The following is a 20,533-nucleotide window of genomic DNA, read 5'->3' on the forward strand; positions in this document are numbered from 1 at the left end:
AGCAAAAGTAAAGTCGGCACACTGCGCTCCATCCTCACCGGACCCTGGAGCACCCGTCATGCCACTCGCCCTGCTTGCGCTGACCATCAGCGCATTTGCCATCGGTACCACCGAATTCGTGATCGTCGGGCTGATCCCGACGATCGGCGCCGACCTCGGCGTCAGCCTGCCGTCCGCCGGCCTGCTCGTCAGCCTTTACGCACTGAGCGTCGCGATCGGCGCGCCGCTCCTCACCGCGCTCACCGGCCGCGTGCCGCGCAAGACCCTGCTCGCCGCGCTGATGGCGCTGTTCACCGTCGGCAACCTCGTCGCGTGGCAGGCGCCCGGCTACGAATCGCTGATCGTCGCGCGCATTCTCACCGGCCTCGCGCACGGCGTGTTCTTCTCGGTCGGCTCGATCATCGCGACCACGCTCGTGCCGAAGGAGAAGGCCGCCAGCGCGATCGCGACGATGTTCAGCGGGATGACCGTCGCGTTCGTCGCCGGCATTCCGCTCGGCACCTTCATCGGCCAGCACTTCGGCTGGCGCGCGACGTTCCTGGTCGTCGCGCTGTTCGGCCTCGTCGCGTTCGTCGGCGCGGTGGCCTTCGTGCCGCGCGGCTTGCCGCAAACGGCGCCCGCGCCGCTCGCCCGCCAGTTCCGCGTGCTCGCGCAGCCGCGCCTGCTGCTGGTCTATGCGATGACGGCCGTCGGCTACGGCGGCTCGCTGATCGCGTTCACGTACATGGCCCCGCTGCTCGAGCAGATCGCCGGCTTCACACCGTCGCAGGTCAGCCTCGTGCTCGTCGGCTACGGCGTGTCGGTCGCGTTCGGCAACGTGTGGGGCGGCAAGCTCGCGGACGCCGTCGGCCCCGTGAAGGCGCTCAAGCGGATCTTCCTGCTGCTCGCGATCGTGCTGCTCGCGCTCACCTTCACGATCCACGTCAAATGGCTCGCTGTACTGACGATGCTCGCGTGGGGCGCGGTGGCGTTCGGCAACGTGCCGGGGCTGCAGGTGTACGTCGTGAAGCAGGCACGGCACTTCGCGCCTGACGCCACCGACGTCGCATCCGGCTTCAACATCGCCGCGTTCAACCTCGGCGTCGCGGGCGGCTCGGCACTCGGCGGCGTGATCGTCGCGCACGTCGGCCTCGGCCATACGCCGTGGATCGCGGCAGCCGTCACGCTCGGCGCATTCGCGCTCACCGCACTGAGCGGTCGCCTCGACCGCAGCGCAGGCCTGCCGGAACGCACGGCGGAACCTGTCCAGCTCGCGCACTGAACGTCACTTTCTTGCAGGAGTTTGCACACATGAACGCATCGATCCCACGCCCGCCGTTCGCCGGCAAGACGTTCGAAGTGCGCTACGACGGCCTCACCGCGCTCAACGCGTATGACGATGACGGCCGCCACATGCGCTACGAGATCACCGAAGGCCCGTACGCGGGTGCGAAGGGTGAAATCGAATACACGTGGCAGCCCATCGCCGGCGACACCTACGCGATCTCGTGGCAGGAAGCCGACCGCGCGACGGTCGTGCATATCGACGACTTCGCCGCCGGCACGTCGCGGTCCTTTTTCACCGCGTCGTCGCTCGATTTCTACCGGCTCGAAGGCAGCCTGCGCGCGATCTGAACGGAGCCCGACCATGTCCACTTCATTCACCGCACTCGACAACCTGGCCGACGGCGGCTTCAGCATCGGCATCGAACTGCCGCTCGACAACGACTGGTCGCCGGCCGGCAACGCGAAGCGCCAGCACGACCGTCGCTACCCCGGCGTACCCGACCTCGCGCGCCACGCAACCCTCGCGCAACAGGCCGACACACTCGGCTTCCGCGCGCTCTGGGTGCGCGACGTGCCGGTGTACGACCCCGCGTTCGGCGACGCCGCGCAAGTGTTCGAAACCTTCTCGTATCTCGGCTACCTCGCCGGCATCACGAACGACATCCTGCTCGGCACGGCGGCCGTCGTGCTGCCGCTGCGCGAGCCGCTGCTCACGCTGAAATCGGCCGCGTCGATCCAGGAACTGAGCGGCGGCCGCCTGCTGCTCGGCGTCGCCAGCGGCGACCGGCCGGTCGAATATCCGCTGTTCGGCCGCGACTTCGCATCGCGCGGCGCGAATTTCCGCGACCAGATCGCGCTGCTGCGCGACGGCGCGCGCGGGCATCTGCCGCCCGGTCTCGACGTGCTGCCCGCCGCCCGTGCGCCGCTGCCGCTGCTCGTCGCGGGTCTCGCGCAGCAAACGCCCGCGTGGATCGGCGAACACATGGACGGCTGCCTCGCGTATCCCGGCACGCCGGACGACCACCGGCAGCGTGCCGCGAACTGGCGCGCGGTGGCCGGCAAAAAGCCGTACGTGAGCTTCATCCACCTCGATCTCGCGGACGACCCGCACGCGCCGCTGCAGCGTCACCGCTTCGGCGCCCGCGCGGGGCGTCTCGCGCTCATCGGGGAGCTGGCGGCCATGCGCGACGCGGGCGTGCAGCACATCGGCCTGCATTTCCGCCGCAACCTGCGCCCGCTCGACGAGACGATGGCCGAGATCGCGGCAGAGGTGCTGCCGGTGTTCCACGCGGATGAAAACGCACGGACGCGCGCTGCATGACACCGCCCCGAGCCGCTCCCGATACTTGATTCCAGATCAAATATTTTTGACCTGCAACGGCGTTTATCTCATCAATCCAAAACGCCAGAATGACTTCCATAGCGAACCCGTTCCACTCTCCCAGGAGCACCTGATGAGCAAGATTCCCGCATTCGGCCTCGGTACGTTCCGCCTGCAAGGCCAGACGGTCATCGACTCGGTCCGCAACGGCCTCGAAGTCGGCTACCGCGCGATCGACACCGCGCAGATCTACGGCAACGAAGCCGAAGTCGGCGAAGCGATCGCCGCGTCGGGCGTGCGCCGCGACGAGCTGTTCCTCACGACCAAGATCTGGGTCGACCACTACGCGCCGGACAAGCTCGTGCCGAGCCTCGAGGAAAGCCTGCGCAAGCTGCGCACCGACCACGTCGACCTGACGCTGATCCACTGGCCGGCCCCCGACAACGGCGTCGCACTCGACACGTTCATGACCGCGCTCGCCGATGCGAAGGCGCAGGGCCTCACGCGCCGGATCGGCATCTCGAACTTCAACATCGCCCTGACGAAGGAAGCGATCGCGGCCGTCGGCAAGGACGCGATCGCGACGAACCAGATCGAGCTGAGCCCGTACCTGCAGAACCGCAAGCTCGTCGAATTCCTGAACGCCGAAGGCATCCACGTGACGTCGTACATGACGCTCGCGTACGGCAAGGTGCTCGGCGATCCGGTGATCGGCGCGATCGCGCAGCGTCACGACGCGACGCCCGCCCAGGTCGCGCTCGCGTGGGCGTTGCAGCTCGGCTACTCGGTGATCCCGTCGTCGACGAAGCGCGAGAACCTCGCAAGCAACCTGCTCGCGCAGACGCTGCGCCTGACCGACGAAGACATGGCGCGGATCGCCGCGCTCGAACGCAACGGCCGCGAAGTCGACCCGGCCGGCCTCGCGCCGAAGTGGGACTGACCGCGCCGCCCGCCACTCACATTGGATTCACCGCGGCCCGAAGGCCGCGGCACCGACAGGACATCAGCACCATGACCCAGGACCCGCTTTTCCAACCGCTGCGACTCGGCGCGCTGACGCTGCCGAATCGCATCGTGATGCCGCCGATGACGCGCTCGCGCGCCAGCCAGCCCGGCGACGAAGCCAACGAACTGATGGCCGCGTATTACGCGCAGCGCGCGAGCGCGGGCCTGATCGTCAGCGAAGGCACTTATATCGCGCCGCTCGGCAAGGGCTACGCATGGACGCCCGGCATTCACACGCCGTCGCAAGTCGCCGGCTGGCGCAAGGTGACGGACGCCGTGCATGCCGCGCACGGCCGGATCTTCGCGCAGCTGTGGCACGTCGGCCGGCTGAGCCACACCAGCCTGCTCGGTGGCCGGCAGCCGGTGTCGTCGTCGCCGCTCCAGGCGCAAGGCGTGAACGTGTTCATCGCCGGTGAAGACGGCAGCACGCCGGGCTTCGTGCAGGCGTCCGAGCCGCGCGCGCTGACGATCGACGAAATCGGCGAGATCGTCGATCAATACCGCGCCGCCGCGCGCCACGCGATCGAGGCCGGCTTCGACGGTGTCGAGCTGCACGGCGCGAACGGCTATCTCGTGAACCAGTTCATCGACTCGAATGCGAACACGCGCACCGACGCGTACGGCGGCACGCTCGAAAACCGGCTGCGCTTCCTGCGCGAAGTCACGCAGGCGCTGATCGACGGCACGGGCGACGCGTCGCGCGTCGGCATCCGCCTCGCGCCGCTGACGACGCTGAACGGCTGCGTCGACGACGATCCGGAAACGACCTACCTCGCCGCTGCAAAGCTGCTCGGCGAACTCGGTGTCGGCTACCTGCACATCGCGGAAGCCGACTGGGACGACGCACCGCTGATGCCGGTCGAATTCAAGCGGCAACTGCGCGCCGCGTTCCCGGGCGTGCTGATCTATGCCGGCGCGTACACCGCCGAGCGCGCACGCGAAGCGATCGCCGCCGGCTGGGCCGACCTCGTCGCGTTCGGCCGCCCGTTCGTCGCGAACCCCGACCTGCCCGAGCGGCTGCGCACCGGTGCCGCGCTCACACCGCACGACCGCAACACGCTGTTCGGCGGCGGCGAGCGCGGGCTGACCGACTACCCGACGCTGGCCCAGGCCGCGGCCTGAGCTGGCGCACCCGAGACTCCCCATGAGAATCACGCTCCCTTCCCGCCTGGGCTTCGGCACCGCGCCGCTGGGCAACATGTACCGGGACATCCCGCACGAAGAAGCGCTGGCCACGGTCGACGCAGCGTGGGACAGCGGTATCCGCTACTTCGACGCCGCACCGCTGTATGGCGCCGGCCTCGCCGAGCTGCGCCTCGGCGAAGCGCTCGCGGGGCGCCCGCGCGACGCGTATTCGCTCGGCACCAAGGTCGGCCGGCTCGTCCTCGACGAACACGAGGACGCATCGCAACGCGATCTCGGCGAAAAAGGCGGCCTGTTCCGCCACGGGCTGCCGAACCGGATCGTCTACGACTACACCGAGGACGGCACGCTGCGCTCGATCGACGCGAGCCTGAAGCGGCTTCGCACCGACCGGCTCGACACCGTATGGATTCACGACCCGGCCGTCGACTTTCACGGTGACGCGTGGCGCGACGTGTTCGACGTCGCGATGTCGGGCGCGGCCCGGGCGCTCACGCGGCTGCGCGACGAGAAGGTGATCCAGGGCTGGGGCCTCGGCGTGAACCGCGTCGAGCCGTGCGAACTCGCGCTCGAACGCGCGGACCCCGACGGTTTCCTGCTCGCCGGACGCTACACGCTGCTCGACCATGCCGGCGCGCTCGAACGGCTGATGCCGGAAAGCGCCGCGCGCGGGCTCGGCATCATCGTCGGCGGCCCGTACAACTCGGGCGTGCTGGCGGGCGGCACCCATTACGAGTATCAGCCGGCCACGCAGGCCATGCTCGACCGCGTCGCGCGCATCCGCCGGATCTGCGAACGATTCGGCGTCGATGTCCGCGCGGTGGCGCTGCAATTCTCGCTCGCGTACCCGGCCGTCGCGGCGGCGATCCCCGGCGCAAGCCGGCCCGATCGCATCGACGACAACCTGCGCCTTGCCGCGGTGTCGATCCCGGCCGAACTGTGGGATACCCTGAAGGCCGAGCGCCTGATTGCCGCGCACGCACCGACGCCGGTTGGCCCGGATCGAGGTTGAATCGGGCCTGCGCGGCCGCGTCAACCAGCGGCCGCGCATCCCGGGCCGCGCGTAATCGCAACGGCAATCGCCACGATTGCCATTTGCGCATTGCAGCCGGTGCAATTGGCGTCTAGCGTTTAAGGGTTCGTCGACGAATACCCGTCACCCGCCCTGAAAGGATGCCTCGCCATGCGAAGCCGCTTCCCGAAACGCCCCATGCTGCCGGCCGCCGCGGCCTGCGTTGCACTCGCCTTCTGCGTGTCGTCCGCCCGCGCCGACGACCCCGCCGGCCTCGCGCCGCCGCAGCCGGCCACGCCCGTGCTGTCGACGACCGCGGCTGGCCTACAGGTCTACACGTGCGACTACGATGCCGAACACAAGCTCGCATGGGTGTTCCAGTACCCGGAAGCGATGCTGTTCGACGCGAGCGGCACGCTCGTCGTCCGGCACGGCACGGGGCCGTCATGGGAAGCGCTCGACGGCAGCCGCATCACCGGCAAGAAACTCGCGGAAGCGCCGAGCGCACGCCCGGGCAGCATTCCGCAACTCCTGCTCGCCGCGGCGCCGGCCGCAACGGACGCGAAGGCCACGGCCGGCACGCTCGCCGGCGTGCGCTTCGTGCAGCGGCTCGATACCGCGGGCGGCATGCCGCCGGATGCAACGTGTTCGACCGAGCATGCGGTCGGCCGCTTCCCGTATTTCGCGCGCTACGTGTTCCTGAAATAACACACGACGGCGCACGAAGCGACGGGCGTCACTGCGGTGTCGTCCGCCTCTCGCATCCTATTGATCAGTCATCCTATCGTTGACGGTCGGATGCCTGCCGTCGTTCAGATACCGCAAAGCTCAGCCGATCCGCATCGACAACTCGACATCGTCGCTGAACGGCACCGACAGATAGCCGTTCTCCGGCGAGCGCACGTAAGCGAGATAGTCGGGGCTGAAATCGGCATTGTCGGCAACGACGAACGCGCCGGGCCGCAACCGTTGCTCGACGAGTGCAAGCACCTCCGGATACAGCGCCTTCGCACCGTCGAGCAGCAGCAGGTCGACCGAATCCGGCAGATCGGCGGCCAGCGTACGCAGCGCATCGCCCTCGCGAATCTCGACGAGATCGGCCAGCCCGGCTGCCGCCAGGTTCGCCCGCGCCCGCACGACCTTCGACGGCTCGAACTCGCTCGTGACCAGCCGGCCGCCGCCGTTGTCGCGCAGCGCAGCCGCGAGGTGCAACGTCGAAATGCCGAACGACGTGCCGAATTCGACGACCGACCGCGCGCCGCCGCTGCGCGCGAGCATGTACAGCAGCGTGCCGGTCTCGCGCGACACCGCGAGCGGATAGTCCTTCAGGCGCGCATACAAGTCGGTGTAGTCGGTCTTGCTGCGCATCAGCCGCGCTTGCTCGTCGCGCGACAGGCCGGCGAAGTCCGGGCTCGTCGCGGGCGACGAGGCGTCGGCTTCGTCGAACAGGCGTGCCAGCAGCGAGGCCAGCGGGTCGAGCGTCAGGGTGGTCATGCGAATCTCCGGGTTCAGGTTGAGTGCGTCGGTGCACCTGGTTAGAATATGACGAACTATTCAGGTTTTACTATTCGCATTGGCCAGCCACGCATGACCGACCGCCCGAACGCCCGGATTGCCACGCGCAAGCAGCCTCGGCAGGCTCGCTCGACCCAGCTCGTCGAGGCCGTCCTCCAGGCCGCTGTTCAGGTTTTGGCGAGCGAAGGCGCGCAGCGCTTCACGATGGCGCGCGTCGCCGAACGCGCCGGCGTGAGCGTCGGCTCGCTGTACCAGTACTTCCCGAACAAGGCGGCCGTGCTGTTCCGGCTGCAGCATGACGAGTGGCGGCAGACGGCCGAGATGCTGCGCGGGATGCTGGAGGACGTGAACCGGACACCGCCCGAGCGGCTGCGCACGGCCGTTCACGCGTTCGTCCGTTCGGAATGCGACGAGGCGCGGATGCGCATCGCGCTCGACGACGCCGCGCCGCTCTATCGCGACGCGCCCGAGGCACACGAAGCGAAGGCGGCCGGCAATCGCATATTCCAGGCGTTCATGCGCGAGGCGCTGCCCGATGCACCGGACGCCACGCGCGAACTGGCCTGCGACCTGATCATCACCACGCTCACCGCGGCCGGCAAGGCGTTTTCGGAAAGCGAGCGCTCGCCCGATGAAATCGACGCGTATGCGAACGCGATGGCCGACATGTTCCGCGCCTACCTCGACCATCTCGCGCACAATTGAGGCCGGGGCGGCGACGAAAACCGCCTCGGCGCGATGGCGCCCTCGTCCGAATGCAGGTTGCGCGCGGCGGCCGATCCCGTCACCGGCCCCTGATTCCACCGGCCTGCCCGGCCACCATGAAAGACATTTGTAATTTTCGATGCATCCCCCGCTTCCCCTTTGCCCGTCGACCCTGCATTCAAATAATCGCCTTAACGGATTCGAACTAGGCGTATACACGTGGGTCGACGCGACGGAGCCCCGTTGCACGCCGATATAAGCGCTGAGACATGCGCTGCATGCTCTTCCCCCAATGGGACGTGATGGGCGGTTCGCCTAACCTTCGCTACGGCAAAGCACACGTGACGGGGTCGACACCACAACGCGTCGCACGACGCGACACCCACGCGATCGTTTCGATTCGCACGGAACGACACGGATCACGCGTCATTCGTCCCCACGACGTTGCCGACAATCCCAACTAGATACGAGACACCCTGACGACGGTTCGCTACGGGCCGTTTCAGCATGCTGATAAAGGAGCAAGCTCATGAGTGATACCCCGGTGCAGCCGACGGTCGGCGTCGGCGCGGAAGAAACTGACTTTGGCACCAAGGGAGTCATCGACCGGTACTTCGACATTTCGTCGCGCGGCAGCACGCAGCGCCGCGAGATCATTGCCGGCGTCACGACCTTCCTCGCGATGGTCTATTCCGTGTTCGTCGTGCCCGGCATGTTCGGCAAGGCCGGCTTCGACACGAGCGCCGTGTTCGTCGCGGTCTGCCTCACGACCGCGTTCGGTTCGCTGCTGATGGGCCTGTGGGCGAAGCTGCCGATCGCGATCGGCTGCGCGATCTCGCTGACCGCGTTCACCGCGTTCGGCCTCGTGCTCGGCAAGGGGCTGTCGCCGACGGTCGCGCTCGGCGCCGTGTTCCTGATGGGCCTCGTGTTCACCGGCATCTCGGTCACCGGCGTGCGTTCGTGGATCCTGCGCAACCTGCCCGCGGGCGTCGCGCACGGCACCGGGATCGGCATCGGCCTGTTCCTGCTGCTGATCGCGTCGAACGACGTCGGCCTCGTGATCAAGAACCCGGGCGCCGGCCTGCCGGTCTCGCTCGGCCAGATCACCGCGTTCCCGGTCATCATGTCGATCATCGGCCTCGCCGCGATCTTCGGCCTCGAGAAGCGTCGCGTGCCGGGCGGCATCCTGCTCGTCGTGATCGCGATCTCGATCTTCGGGCTGATCTTCGATCCGAGCGTGAAGTACCGCGGCATCTTCGCGCTGCCGTCGCTGAGCGCACCGGGCCATGCGTCGCTGATCGGCGCGATGGACATCAAGGGCGCGCTGTCGATGGCCGTGCTGCCGAGCGTGCTGGCGCTGGTGATGACCGCCGTGTTCGACGCGACCGGCACGATCCGCGCGGTCGCAGGCCAGGCCGGCCAGCTCGACGAGAACGGCCGCATCATCAACGGCGGCCGTGCGCTGACCGCCGATTCGCTCAGCTCGATCTTCTCCGGCTTCCTCGGCGGTGCGCCGGCGGCAGCCTACATCGAGTCGAGCGTCGGCGTGGCCGCCGGCGCGAAGACGGGCCTCGCGGCCGCCGTGGTCGGCCTGCTGTTCCTGGTCGTGATGTTCTTCTCGCCGCTCGCGGGCCTCGTGCCGTCGTACGCCACCGCACCGGCGCTGATGTACGTCGGCCTGCTGATGCTCGGCAGTGTGAGCAAGCTGCACATGGACGACATGGTCGACGCGATGTCGGGCCTCGTGTGCGCGGTGTTCATCGTGCTGACCGCGAACATCGTGACGGGCATCATGCTCGGCTTCTCGACGCTCGTGATCGGCCGCATCGCCAGCGGCGAATTCCGCAAGCTCAACGTCGGCACCGTGCTCATCGCGACCGTGCTCGTGACGTTCTATCTCGGCGGCTGGGCGATCTGACCGCGCATCGTGCGCGACGTCGCCGGCAGAAGGACGGCGCGCATCGGGACGACATCGTCTCCTCCACCATCATCGTTGATGGTCTCCAGGCCTGGGAACGCAAGTTTCCAGGCTTTTTTTGTTGATGGGGCGCAGTGCGACGCGCATCGCGGAAACGGCGCGGCGCGAATCCGCCCCCGGTGCTACGATCGGGCTTTGCCTTCGGGAGCCCCCATGAACGCGCTCGGCATCGTCTCCGAATCGAGCACCCGGACGTCGGCGCACAAGCCGCCGTTCATCCCGTCGTTCGGCTTTCACGAAGTGCACGAATCGAAGCCGATCGATGCCGCGCCGGCGCGCATCATCGACACGGTCGCCACGCTCGACATGCGCACGGATCCGATCGTCGACGCGCTGCTCAACGTCCGCGAATTCCCGGCAGCCGTTGCCGCGTCGCTGCGCTCCGGCGCCACACGCGTCGAACGCGAACGCTTCGGCCTCCATGCGTTCACCCCGCTGCATCGTGACGAGACGTCGCTGTTGCTCGGCCTCGTCGGCCGCTTCTGGCGCCCGGATCTCGGCGTGCTGAAGATCGCCGACGCGGCGGCGTTCGTGCGGCACGACGATCCGCGCGATGCGAAGCTGGTGCTCCGCTTCGAAGTCGTCGGGCTCGCGTCGGGTGCGCACCTGCTGCGCACCGAAACCTTCGTGCATTGCCCGACCGTACACACGCGGCTGCTGTTCATGCCGTACTGGCTCGCGATCCGGATGGCGAGCGGCTGGATTCGGCGCCGCACGCTGACGGCTGTCGAATTGGCGCTGGCGTAGGGTCTCGCCGCACCTGCGATTGCGGCACGTGCAGGCTACCCGCATCTAAACGGCTTGATCACGACCAGCCCGGCGACGAACGCCGTCGCGCCCACGACCGCGCCCGCCGCCTGCCCGAGCCAGGGCGCCGTAGACCCATGCGCACGCAACCTTCAGGATTACAATCAAATTCCGCCACACCCCGTCGCCCGCCACAGCATCGCGCCAACCGGACCCGATCGATGACCCGCATCCGCAACCCCCTGAACCTCGCGCAGCTCCAGGCGTTCGTCTCCGCCGCGCATCACAAGAGCCTGCGCGCCGCCGCGCGCGAACTCGGCGTCACGCAGCCCGCGGTCACGCATACGATCCGCGAGCTCGAAACGGCGCTCAACGCGGAGTTGCTCGCGCGCAGCGTACGCGGCGTCGAACTGACCGCGTGCGGCCACGCGCTGCTGCCGCGCGCCGAGCAGCTGCTCGGCGATATCCGCCGCACGGTCGAGGCCGTCGAGCAGGTGAAAGGCGAGATGTCGGGGCGCGTGGCGGTCGGCACGATGCCGTCGATCGCGCTGACCGCGCTGCCGCACGCGGTGACGGCGTTCCGCCAGTCGATGCCGAACGTGAGCCTGCATCTCGAGGAAGTGACGGTGCCCGACGCGCTCGCGCAGTTGCGCAACGGCACGCTCGACATCGCTGCGATGCACCACGTGCCCGCGCTCGACCGCGATTTCACGCAATCGCCGCTGCTGTCGACCGAATTCACCGTCGTGATGCGCGAAGGCCACCCGCTTGCGCGTGCCCGCCGGTTAGAGGCATTGCTCGATGCCGAGTGGATCGTCACCGTCGGCGCCGAGCAGTTTCCGCACAGTGTGATGGTCGGGATGTTCGAGGCGCACGGGCTGCCGCTGCCCAAACGTTTGCTGCGCTCGCCGATGTCGTTCGCGGTGACGCTCGGGCTCGTCGCGCGCTCGGACGTGATCGGCTGCTTCACGCGCCCGCTCGCCGCGATGGTCGCGCCGCTGGGCATCCGCACGGCCGAACTCGACGAAACCATGCCGCGCTTCGACCTGTCGATCATCGCGCGGCGCGACCTGCTGCCCACGCCGGCCGTCACGCAATTCGTCACGTGCCTGCAGCGCGCGGTCAACGAAACGCTCGGCTGAATCGTTCCTGTGTCTGAAACGGCGGCGCCCCTCATGCGCCGCCGCCGGGCCCGGTATCGGGGCTTGTCCTAGGCGCCCTGCCGGTATTTTGTCTTGATAATCTTCCGCACGTCGCGCGCCCGCATCGGGTGGGCGAAACGGACAGCCTGTCGCGAAGCCGCGCCGGGCCGAAGGCTTACGGCGCGGCACAACCGCGCACCCATCGAACAAAACGAGGAGTCACCGAGTGAAAAAGATTCTTGCGGCTGTGACCGTAGCCCTGCTCGCCGTATCGGCAGGCACCGCGTATGCGAAGGACTGGACGACCGTGCGGTTCGGCGTCGACGCAAGCTACCCGCCTTTCGAATCGAAAGGCGCTGACGGCAAGGTTGTGGGTTTCGACGTCGACCTCGGCAACGAAATCTGCCGCCGCATGAACGCGAAGTGCGTGTGGATCGAAAACGACTTCGACGGGATGATTCCGGCGCTGAAGGCCCGCAAGTTCGACGGCGTGCTGTCGTCGATGTCGATGACGCCGGCGCGTCAGGAACAGATCGCCTTCTCGGCGAAGCTGTTCAACACGCCGACGCGCCTCGTCACGAAGAAGGGCACCGGCCTGATGCCGACGGCCGAATCGCTGAAGGGCAAGTCGGTCGGCGTCGAGCAGGGCACGATCCAGGAAACCTATGCGAAGACGTACTGGGCCTCGAAGGGCGTGAACGTCGTGCCTTACCAGAACCAGGACCAGGTCTACGCCGACCTGATCTCGGGCCGTCTGGACGGCGCGCTGCAGGACGCGGTGCAGGCTGAAATCGGCTTCCTGAAGACGCCGCGCGGCGCGAACTTCGATTTCGCCGGCAAGGACATCGACGATCCGAAGACGCTCGGCAACGGCGCCGGCATCGGCCTGCGCAAGGAAGACACCGACCTGAAGGCGAAGATCGACGGCGCGATCGCCGGCATGCGCAAGGACGGCACGTACGACAAGATCGCGAAGAAGTACTTCGATTTCGACGTCTACGGCAAGTAATCCGCCCGGCAAGCGCACGCTTCGCCTCGGCACGAACGGGCTCCGCAAGGAGCCCGTTTTTTTTGCGCGGGCCGTGCCGGCAGCGTTATTTTTTCCGCCTCAACCTGATGATTCTCAAAGGGAAACGGCGTGTTCTGGCGCCGGTTTGATGGCGGCGAGGAAGGCAACGTACAATCGATCTTCCACGCACACCGGATCATTCGCGGCTGCGCCGCACTCCCCCATCATGCAAACGCAGACCCATCCGCTGATTTCCCCCGCCGTCGGTACCGAACGCCAGATCACGAGCTTTCACTACGGCCCGCGCGGCGGCAAGAAGGTCTATATCCAGTCGTCGCTGCACGCGGACGAACTGCCCGGCATGCTGGTCGCCACCCTGCTGCGCCGCAAGATCGCCGCGCTCGAGACGGCCGGCAAGCTGCGCGGCGAAGTCGTCATCGTGCCGGTGCCGAACCCGATCGGCCTGTCGCAACACGTGTTCGGCGATCACCTCGGCCGCTTCGAGCTCGGCTCGATGCAGAACTTCAACCGCAATTTCTACGATCTCGCGGCGCTCGTGCTGCCGCGCGTCGAACACCGCCTGACTCACGACGCGCAGCACAACCTCGTCGCCGTGCGCGCCGCGATGCGCGAAGCGCTCGACGAGCAGAAGCCGCGCACCGAGCTCGACTCGCAGCGCCTCGCGCTGCAGAAGCTGTCGTTCGACGCCGATATCGTGCTCGACCTGCACTGCGACAGCGATGCGGTGATGCACCTCTACACGAATCCCGATCTGTGGCCGGACGTCGAGCCGCTGTCGCGCTACCTCGACGCGCAGGCGTCGCTGCTCGCGCTGAATTCGGTCGGCAACCCGTTCGACGAGATCCACAGCTTCTGCTGGTCGGACCTGCGCAACCGCTTCGGCGACCGCTTCCCGATCCCGAACGGCGCGATTTCCGTCACGATCGAGCTGCGCAGCGAGCGCGACGTGTCGTACGAGTTCGCCGAAAAGGACGCACAGGCGATCGTCGAATACCTGACCGAGCGTGGGGTCGTCGACGGCACGCCGGCGCCGCTGCCGCCGCTCGCGCATCCGGCCACGCCGCTCGCGGGCACCGATCCGCTCGTCGCGCCGGTGTCGGGCGTGATCGTGTTCCGCACGCCGGTCGGCGTGATGATCGAGGCCGGCCAGGCCGTGGCCGACATCGTCGATCCGCTGACCGATCGCGTCGTCACGCTGAAGAGCAGCGTGTCGGGCGTGCTGTACGCGCGCCAGATCGTACGCTTCGCGACGGCCGGCATGGAAGTCGCGCGGATTGCCGGCGCGACCGCGATCCGCACGGGTTCGCTGCTGTCGGCCTGAGCGGCCGGTGTGCGCGCCGGAGCACGGCGCGCACGTATCGCGCATACCCGCCCGCACCAACGAAATCGCCCGCTTGCGCGGGCGATTGGCTTTCCGGATCGTCGATATCCGGCCATCCGGTACGTGAAAACGTTCAGAACGCCGGGATGATCGCGCCGCCGAACTTCTGGTCGATGAACTTGCGCACGTCGTCCGATTCATAAGCCGCGACGAGCTTCTTCACCCACGGCTTGTCCTTGTCCTGCGCGCGCACCGCGATCAGGTTCGCGTACGGCCCGCGCAGATCCTCGATCGCGATCGCATCCTTCACCGGCGTGAGCCCGGCCTTCACCGCGTAGTCGGTGTTGATCGACGCGGCATCGACGTCGGGCAGCGCACGCGGCAGCTGCGCGGAATCAAGCTCGACGATCTTGATCTTCTTCGGGTTCTCGGCGATGTCGAGCGGCGTGGCATTCACGCCGTTCGCGCCGACGCCCGGCTTCAGCTTGATCACGCCGTACTTCTGCAACAGCAGCAGCGCGCGATTGCCGTTCGACGGATCGTTCTGGATCCCGACCTTCGCGCCCACCGGCAAGTCCTTGAGCGACTTGATCTTCTTCGAGTAGAAACCCATCGGCGCCGTGTACGTGAGCCCGACGTTGACGATCTTGTAGCCGCGCTGCTTGATCTGGCTGTCGAGGAACGGCTGGTGCTGGAAGCCGTTCGCGTCCAGATCGCCGGAATCGAGCGCCGCGTTCGGCTGCACGTAGTCGTTGAATTCGATGACCTTGATCGCGAGACCTTCGCGCGCGGCGACCTTCGTCACCTCGGTCCAGATCTGGGCGTCGGGGCCGCTCATCGTGCCGATTTTCAGCGTTTGGGAGTCGGCGTGGGCGCCGGGCGCCGCGAATGCCAGCGCGGCGGCGAGTGCGCCGAGGCCGGTCAGGAATGAACGTCGCATGGTGTCCTCTGTCCCGTGTCGTTTGTTGGAACACGGATCGTGGCATGGGGCCGGAACGCCGCCAACCAAGCTTATTTCATGTGCATATTCCTGATTCCGGTCGAATCTCAGTCTGAATCGGTATAACCACCGGCTATACAACCGGGCAGAATTCGGTGTCGCATCGACGCCACAGATTCTTCATATGACAGTCGCTGTCATATTCATTACGTGGCCCCTCGATAAAGTTGCCGCCGGTACGTGAAAGCGCCCATAGAGAGCGCCGGAACCGCAACTGGACACGCCATTTATTCGCTCGGAGAACCCTTTGAACAAGAAACTGTTGACCATCGCCGCTCTGGCAGCAACGGCCGGCACGGCGCACGCACAAAGCAGCGTGACCCTGTACGGCGTCATCGATGCCGGTATCAGCTACGTGAACCACAGCAAGACCGCCAACGGCGGTACGGGCAAGCTGTTCAAGTACGACGACGGCGTTGCCCAGGGCAGCCGTTGGGGCCTGCGCGGCACCGAAGACCTCGGTGGCGGCCTGAAGGCGATCTTCGTGCTCGAAAACGGCTTCAACAGCGGTAACGGCACGATCGGCCAGGGTGGCGCGATCTTCGGCCGCCAGGCTTACGTCGGCCTGAGCCAGTCGCAATACGGCACGGTCACGTTCGGCCGCCAGTACTCGTTCTCGACCGACATCCTCGGCTCGAACTACTCGACGGGCGGCAACACGGTCGCGGGTAACTACGCGTACCACGTGAACGACCTCGACCAGCTCACGTCGAGCCGCATCAACAACGCCGTGAAGTTCCAGAGCGCGAACTACTCGGGCTTCACGTTCGGCGCGTTGTACGGCTTCTCGAACTCGACGGACTTCGCAGGCGCACCGGCGACAACGACGGGCACGACGACGACGGCAGGCTCGTCGCGCGCATACAGCTTCGGCCTGAACTACGCGAACGGCCCGTTCTCGCTGGGCGCAGCGTACACGGACATCCGCTTCCCGAGCCAGTCGACGCCGGCTTTCTCGACGACGATCGCGAATATCGCAACGGGCAACGTCCGCGACCTGCGCACGTACGGCGTCGGTGGCCGCTACGTCTGGGGCCCGGCAACGGCATGGCTGCTGTGGACGCGTACGCAGTTCTCGACCGTGTCGGGCGCGGGCGGCACGTTCTACAACGCGTATGAAGCAGGCGCGAAGTACGCCTTCACGCCGGCTCTGTCGGGCGGCCTCGGCTACACGTACACGAACGCCACGCAGAGCGGCAACTCGTGGCACTGGAACCAGGTCAACGGTATCGCCGACTACGCACTCAGCAAGCGTACGGACGTGTACGGCCTGGTCGTGTACCAGCAAGCGTCGGGCAAGGGCGTGCAAGCGCAGATCGGCTCGAGCACGAGCTACTTCAATACGTCGGGCACGGGTTCGAAGAACCAGATCGCCGCACGTATCGGTATCCGTCACAAGTTCTAAAGCATCCGCTTAACACGCGGATCACGACGGCAAGAAGCGCCCCGCTCCACGCGGGGCGCTTTTTTATGGGCTTTTAAGTTTCGCTTAATTCTGGGCTGAGAGGATGCTCTCACCCCCCCTGTTGGCCGCCTGAACATCGGCGGCTTTTTTTTTACCGCCGACGGCGCCGCCATCGATTGCCCACAAGACAAGACAGGATCGGAGGCCATGATGATCGAAGATACCGTTTTCAGCCATCTGCACGCGATTCTGACGTGCCAACACTCGATGCCGGTCCAGAGCTGCCGCGTATCGGTCGAAATGCAGCGCCCGTGGGGCCGGCCGTATCGCCTCGTCGAATGGACGATGCATCTCGACGCGCCCGCGCGGCGCCAGATCGTGCCGGCCGAATCGACCGACGAAGAGATCGCCGAGGTCGTCGCCTCGCACGTGCCGGGCCGGCTTTACGGCGACGGCCGCCTGCAGTTCTGAACCCCTTCCCGCTCCATCCGCTTGCCTGGTTTCACCCGCGCCGCACCCATCGTGCGGCAGTCGGTCTCGTTTGATGCCGCAACGAAACCTGCTACGCTGCGCGTTTTCGTCCACGCAACACACGATGGAAAACGCATTCAACGAACGTGGCGTGATGATCACGCGCAACGGCCTGTCGGCCGCCGGGCAGGTATTCGCACTCCGTGACATCCGCCAGGTCGATGTCGTCAAGATTCCGAAGAACCGCCTCGTGCCGTCGCTGATCGCGCTGATCGGCGCGGCCGTCGCCGTCGCAGGCGGCATCGCCGGATCGAGCGCCGCGCTCGTCGTCGGCGTGATGCTCGCCGTCGTCGGCTATCTCGCCTGGGCCACGCAGGACGTCACGTATCGCCTGATGGTCGAGATGCCCGACGGCAAGCGCGAAGCGCTGTCGAGCGTCGACGTCGAGTTCGTCGAACGCGTCGCGCAGGTCGTGCGCGATGCGCAGGCGGCGAAAGCCGTCGGCTGATTCCGTTCGCCTCCCTGCACGCTTCGATTCGCGGTGCGCCGGCCACGCGTGGCGCATTTCGCGCCGCGCAACGGCAGCGTCGATTACCGCGTCGAATCACATTCCGCCTCCTCGTCGCCAACACCGCGCCTGCGCTGCGACCGCCTAGTATGGAAAGAGCGGCTCGCCGCCGCATCGTCCGATGGAGGCCAGCATGAACGTCCAGACGCTGTCCGGCACGCTTCGCGCGCAGGAACTGCTGATCGTGTCGATGATCCGCGCGCTTCCCCCTGACGCACGCCGAGCGCTCGTCGACCTCTACACCGAACAGATCGCATTCGCCGAGCAGGCCGGCCTCGAAAGCCACGGCGATCGCGCGACGCACGATGCGTTCATCACGCATGCGCGCAACCTGCTGATCCGCATCGAAGCGCTGGCTTAGGGCCTGTTCGCGCCCGCGTTTTTCCTGAATTTCCCGCCGCGGCTCGCCCGAGCCACGCAGGTAAGCGCTCACCCACGTGAGCCGCTTTCCGTTCTTGTATTGATAATAATTCTCATTTACACTGGTAAAGTTATCAGTTGCCTTTCAATTCGCCGCTCGCCGCCTTCCGTGCGCGGGCGGGCCAGCCAGGTGAACGCGTCACCCAGCCAGCCTTCGGGCTTGTCATCATCAATGGGAGACCACCTGTGCATTGCTATACGCTGGCGCGGCGGCCGATCTGTGCCGCGCTGTTCGGCGCGTTCGGCCTGTCCGCCGCCACGGCTCACGCCGATTCGACGCCGCAAGGCGCCAACCCGCCTGCCGCCCTCCTCGTCGCCGCGTCCGCGCGCGGCGATGCGGCGCTGCTCGATCCCGTCACCGTCACGGCCACCCGCACCGCCACGGCCGCGAGCCGCACGGCGGCGTCCGTGTCGGTGATCACCGACGAGGATCTGGAAGAACAGCAGGCCACCAACATCAAGGACGCGCTGCGCTACGAGCCGGGCGTCACGGTGCGCCGCACCGCGTACCGGCCCGGCAGCGCCGCGCTCGGCGGCGGCCGCGACGGCGATTCGAGCATCAACATCCGCGGCCTCGAAGGCAATCGCGTGCTGCTGATGGAAGACGGCATCCGCCTGCCGAATGCGTTTTCGTTCGGCCCGCTCGAAGCGGGGCGCGGCGACTACGCCGATCTCGACACGCTCAAGCGCATCGAGATCCTGCGCGGGCCGGCCTCGGCGCTGTACGGCAGCGACGGCCTGACCGGCGCAGTGAACTTCATCACGAAGGATCCGCGCGACCTGCTGTCGATCTACAACAAACCCTATTACTTCTCGTTCCGGCCGAGCTACGACTCGGCCGACCGCAGCGTCGGCGCGACCGTGTCGGCCGCGGGCGGCAACGATCGCGTGCAGGGGATGATCATCGCCGACGGGCGGCGCGGCCACGAGGTCGACACGCGCGGCAGCAACAACTCGGCGAGCACGCTGCGCACCACGTCGAACCCGCAGGACGTCTATTCGGAATCGCTGCTCGGCAAGCTCGTGCTGACGCCGACCACGCGCGACACGATCAGGTTCACCGCCGAAACGGTGCAGCGCCGCGTGAGCACCGACGTGCTGTCGGCGATCAGCCCGCCGACCACGCTCGGCCTCACGACCTACGACCGGCTCGAGCGCAACCGCTTCAGCGTCGACTACGATTTCCGCGACGATGGGTTCCGCTGGTTCCAGACCGCGCACGTGCAGTTCTACTACCAGGACGCGAAGCAGGACCAGTACGCGTTCGAGACGCGCGGCCGGGCGGCTTCGCGTTCGCGCGACAACCAGTACAAGGAGCGCACGTTCGGCGGCTCCGCGTTCGCCGAAAGCGGCTTCGCGACCGGCCCGTTCGCGCACAAGCTGCTTTACGGCGTCGACGGCAGCGTGTCGCGCGTGACGAACCTGCGCGACGGCACGGTGCCGGGCGTCGGCGAGGCGTTCCCGAACAAGGCGTTCCCCGACACCGACTACACGCTGTTCGGCGCGTTCGTGCAGGACCAGATCGGCTACGGCCGCCTGCTCGTCACGCCGGGCCTGCGCTTCGACACGTACCGGCTGAGCCCGACCGCCAACGACCCGCTGTTCACCGGCAAGGCCGTGTCGACGAGCGCGAACGAACTGTCGCCGCGCGTCGCCGTGCTCTACGAGATCACGCCCGCGGTCATTCCGTACGTGCAGTACGCGCACGGCTTCCGCGCGCCGACGCCCGACCAGGTGAACAGCAGCTTCTCGAACCCGGTGTACGGCTACACGTCGATCGGCAATCCGAACCTGAAGCCCGAGACGAGCGACACGTTCGAAGCCGGCCTGCGCGGCAAGGCCGGCACCGGTTACGGCGTCGTGCGCTACAGCGCCGCCGCGTTCACGGGCCGCTACCGCAACTTCATCTCGCGCACGACGATCGCCGGCAGCGGCCGGCCAACCGACCCGTTCGTGTTCCAGTACGTGAACTTCGCCGACGCGCGCATTCACGGCCTCGAAGGCCGCGCCGAATGGGTGATGCCGAACGGCATCACGCTGAAGACGGCGATGGCGTTCACGAAGGGCTCGACGCAGAACGACGGCGCGGCCAGCCAGCCGCTGAACACCGTCAACCCGTTCTCGGCCGTGTTCGGCGTGCGCTACGAGCCGACCGAGCGCTGGTACGTGCAGACCGACCTGCTGTTCCAGGCCGCGAAACGCGACAAGGACATCGACAAGTCCGACTGCTCGAACAAGGCGTGCTTCTCGCCGCCGTCGTCGTTCGTCGTCGACCTGCGCGGCGGCTACCGCTTCAACAAGCACGTGAGCGCGACGATCGGCATCCGCAACCTGTTCGACCGGAAGTACTGGAACTGGTCGGACGTGCGCGGCATCGCAGCCGATTCGCAGGTGCTCGATGCGTATACGTCGTCCGGCCGCACGGTCGCCGTCAGCATGAAAGTGGATTTCTGATGCGCGTCGCCCGCGCTGCCACCCCAACCG

20 protein-coding genes are annotated in these 20,533 nt (G+C 67.0%); 18 read left to right on the forward strand and 2 right to left on the reverse strand.

Annotated elements, in window-relative coordinates; translation table 11 throughout:
• The first annotated feature begins 58 nt into the window (after positions 1-58).
• The 7 genes from CFB39_RS30800 to CFB39_RS30830 all read left to right on the forward strand — a co-directional run bounded on the left by CFB39_RS30800 (position 59) and on the right by CFB39_RS30830 (position 6,455).
• A complete protein-coding gene (locus CFB39_RS30800) occupies positions 59-1,261 on the forward strand; it encodes an MFS transporter (RefSeq protein ID WP_039349950.1) in 1,203 nt (400 codons plus the stop codon).
• Positions 1,262-1,290: 29 nt separating this feature from the next.
• Positions 1,291-1,614 carry an adenylate cyclase gene (locus tag CFB39_RS30805; RefSeq protein ID WP_089475780.1) on the forward strand — a complete coding sequence of 108 codons (324 nt, stop codon included), beginning with the start codon at positions 1,291-1,293 and terminating at the stop codon, positions 1,612-1,614.
• A 13-nt stretch (positions 1,615-1,627) separates the two neighbouring features.
• Positions 1,628-2,587: a TIGR03571 family LLM class oxidoreductase gene (locus CFB39_RS30810; protein ID WP_089475781.1), complete on the forward strand. Its 960-nt coding sequence runs from the start codon at positions 1,628-1,630 to the stop codon at positions 2,585-2,587.
• Positions 2,588-2,720: 133 nt separating this feature from the next.
• Positions 2,721-3,527, forward strand: coding sequence for a 2,5-didehydrogluconate reductase DkgB (gene dkgB / locus CFB39_RS30815; protein WP_089475782.1), 807 nt, complete (start codon positions 2,721-2,723; stop codon positions 3,525-3,527).
• 71 nt (positions 3,528-3,598) lie between these two features.
• Positions 3,599-4,714: an alkene reductase gene (locus CFB39_RS30820; protein ID WP_089475783.1), complete on the forward strand. Its 1,116-nt coding sequence runs from the start codon at positions 3,599-3,601 to the stop codon at positions 4,712-4,714.
• A 22-nt stretch (positions 4,715-4,736) separates the two neighbouring features.
• Positions 4,737-5,747, forward strand: coding sequence for an aldo/keto reductase (locus CFB39_RS30825; RefSeq protein WP_089475784.1), 1,011 nt, complete (start codon positions 4,737-4,739; stop codon positions 5,745-5,747).
• Positions 5,748-5,918: 171 nt separating this feature from the next.
• The gene (locus CFB39_RS30830; protein ID WP_089475785.1) at positions 5,919-6,455 is read left to right on the forward strand and encodes a DUF3455 domain-containing protein; all 537 of its coding nucleotides are present in this window, start codon (positions 5,919-5,921) and stop codon (positions 6,453-6,455) included.
• A 120-nt stretch (positions 6,456-6,575) separates the two neighbouring features.
• Here the strand turns inward: CFB39_RS30830 and CFB39_RS30835 are convergent, their stop codons facing one another.
• Positions 6,576-7,241 (reverse strand): O-methyltransferase, encoded by a 666-nt coding sequence (locus CFB39_RS30835; protein WP_089475786.1) that lies wholly within the window; start codon positions 7,239-7,241, stop codon positions 6,576-6,578.
• 48 nt (positions 7,242-7,289) lie between these two features.
• Between CFB39_RS30835 and CFB39_RS30840 the strand changes: the two genes are divergently transcribed.
• From CFB39_RS30840 to CFB39_RS30865, 6 genes are all read left to right on the forward strand, one after another.
• Positions 7,290-7,967: a TetR family transcriptional regulator gene (locus CFB39_RS30840; RefSeq protein ID WP_089475787.1), complete on the forward strand. Its 678-nt coding sequence runs from the start codon at positions 7,290-7,292 to the stop codon at positions 7,965-7,967.
• Between the two features lie 529 nt (positions 7,968-8,496).
• Entirely contained in the window at positions 8,497-9,885 is a 1,389-nt protein-coding gene (locus tag CFB39_RS30845; protein ID WP_089475788.1) for an NCS2 family permease, read from the forward strand.
• Between the two features lie 213 nt (positions 9,886-10,098).
• Entirely contained in the window at positions 10,099-10,692 is a 594-nt protein-coding gene (locus CFB39_RS30850; RefSeq protein WP_089475789.1) for a hypothetical protein, read from the forward strand.
• A 221-nt stretch (positions 10,693-10,913) separates the two neighbouring features.
• Positions 10,914-11,834 carry a LysR family transcriptional regulator gene (locus tag CFB39_RS30855; protein ID WP_179257764.1) on the forward strand — a complete coding sequence of 307 codons (921 nt, stop codon included), beginning with the start codon at positions 10,914-10,916 and terminating at the stop codon, positions 11,832-11,834.
• Between the two features lie 226 nt (positions 11,835-12,060).
• A complete protein-coding gene (locus CFB39_RS30860; protein ID WP_089428931.1) occupies positions 12,061-12,843 on the forward strand; it encodes an ABC transporter substrate-binding protein in 783 nt (260 codons plus the stop codon).
• Positions 12,844-13,069: 226 nt separating this feature from the next.
• Entirely contained in the window at positions 13,070-14,185 is a 1,116-nt protein-coding gene (locus CFB39_RS30865; protein ID WP_069252629.1) for a succinylglutamate desuccinylase/aspartoacylase family protein, read from the forward strand.
• Between the two features lie 133 nt (positions 14,186-14,318).
• Here the strand turns inward: CFB39_RS30865 and CFB39_RS30870 are convergent, their stop codons facing one another.
• Positions 14,319-15,125, reverse strand: coding sequence for a MetQ/NlpA family ABC transporter substrate-binding protein (locus CFB39_RS30870; RefSeq protein WP_089475790.1), 807 nt, complete (start codon positions 15,123-15,125; stop codon positions 14,319-14,321).
• Between the two features lie 307 nt (positions 15,126-15,432).
• Here CFB39_RS30870 and CFB39_RS30875 point away from each other — a divergent pair, with 307 nt between their 5' ends.
• From CFB39_RS30875 to CFB39_RS30895, 5 genes are all read left to right on the forward strand, one after another.
• Positions 15,433-16,590: a porin gene (locus CFB39_RS30875; protein WP_089428929.1), complete on the forward strand. Its 1,158-nt coding sequence runs from the start codon at positions 15,433-15,435 to the stop codon at positions 16,588-16,590.
• A 210-nt stretch (positions 16,591-16,800) separates the two neighbouring features.
• On the forward strand, positions 16,801-17,061 hold the full coding sequence (locus CFB39_RS30880) for a DUF2866 domain-containing protein (RefSeq protein WP_011353838.1): 261 nt from the start codon (positions 16,801-16,803) through the stop codon (positions 17,059-17,061).
• Positions 17,062-17,185: 124 nt separating this feature from the next.
• Positions 17,186-17,569: a DUF6232 family protein gene (locus CFB39_RS30885; RefSeq protein WP_089475791.1), complete on the forward strand. Its 384-nt coding sequence runs from the start codon at positions 17,186-17,188 to the stop codon at positions 17,567-17,569.
• Between the two features lie 193 nt (positions 17,570-17,762).
• The gene (locus CFB39_RS30890) at positions 17,763-17,990 is read left to right on the forward strand and encodes a hypothetical protein (protein ID WP_089475968.1); all 228 of its coding nucleotides are present in this window, start codon (positions 17,763-17,765) and stop codon (positions 17,988-17,990) included.
• Positions 17,991-18,235: 245 nt separating this feature from the next.
• Positions 18,236-20,503 carry a TonB-dependent hemoglobin/transferrin/lactoferrin family receptor gene (locus tag CFB39_RS30895; RefSeq protein WP_089475792.1) on the forward strand — a complete coding sequence of 756 codons (2,268 nt, stop codon included), beginning with the start codon at positions 18,236-18,238 and terminating at the stop codon, positions 20,501-20,503.
• Positions 20,504-20,533: the final 30 nt, after the last annotated feature.

It is taken from the genome of Burkholderia sp. AU6039 (assembly GCF_002223365.1).
Classification (GTDB): Bacteria; Pseudomonadota; Gammaproteobacteria; order Burkholderiales; family Burkholderiaceae; genus Burkholderia.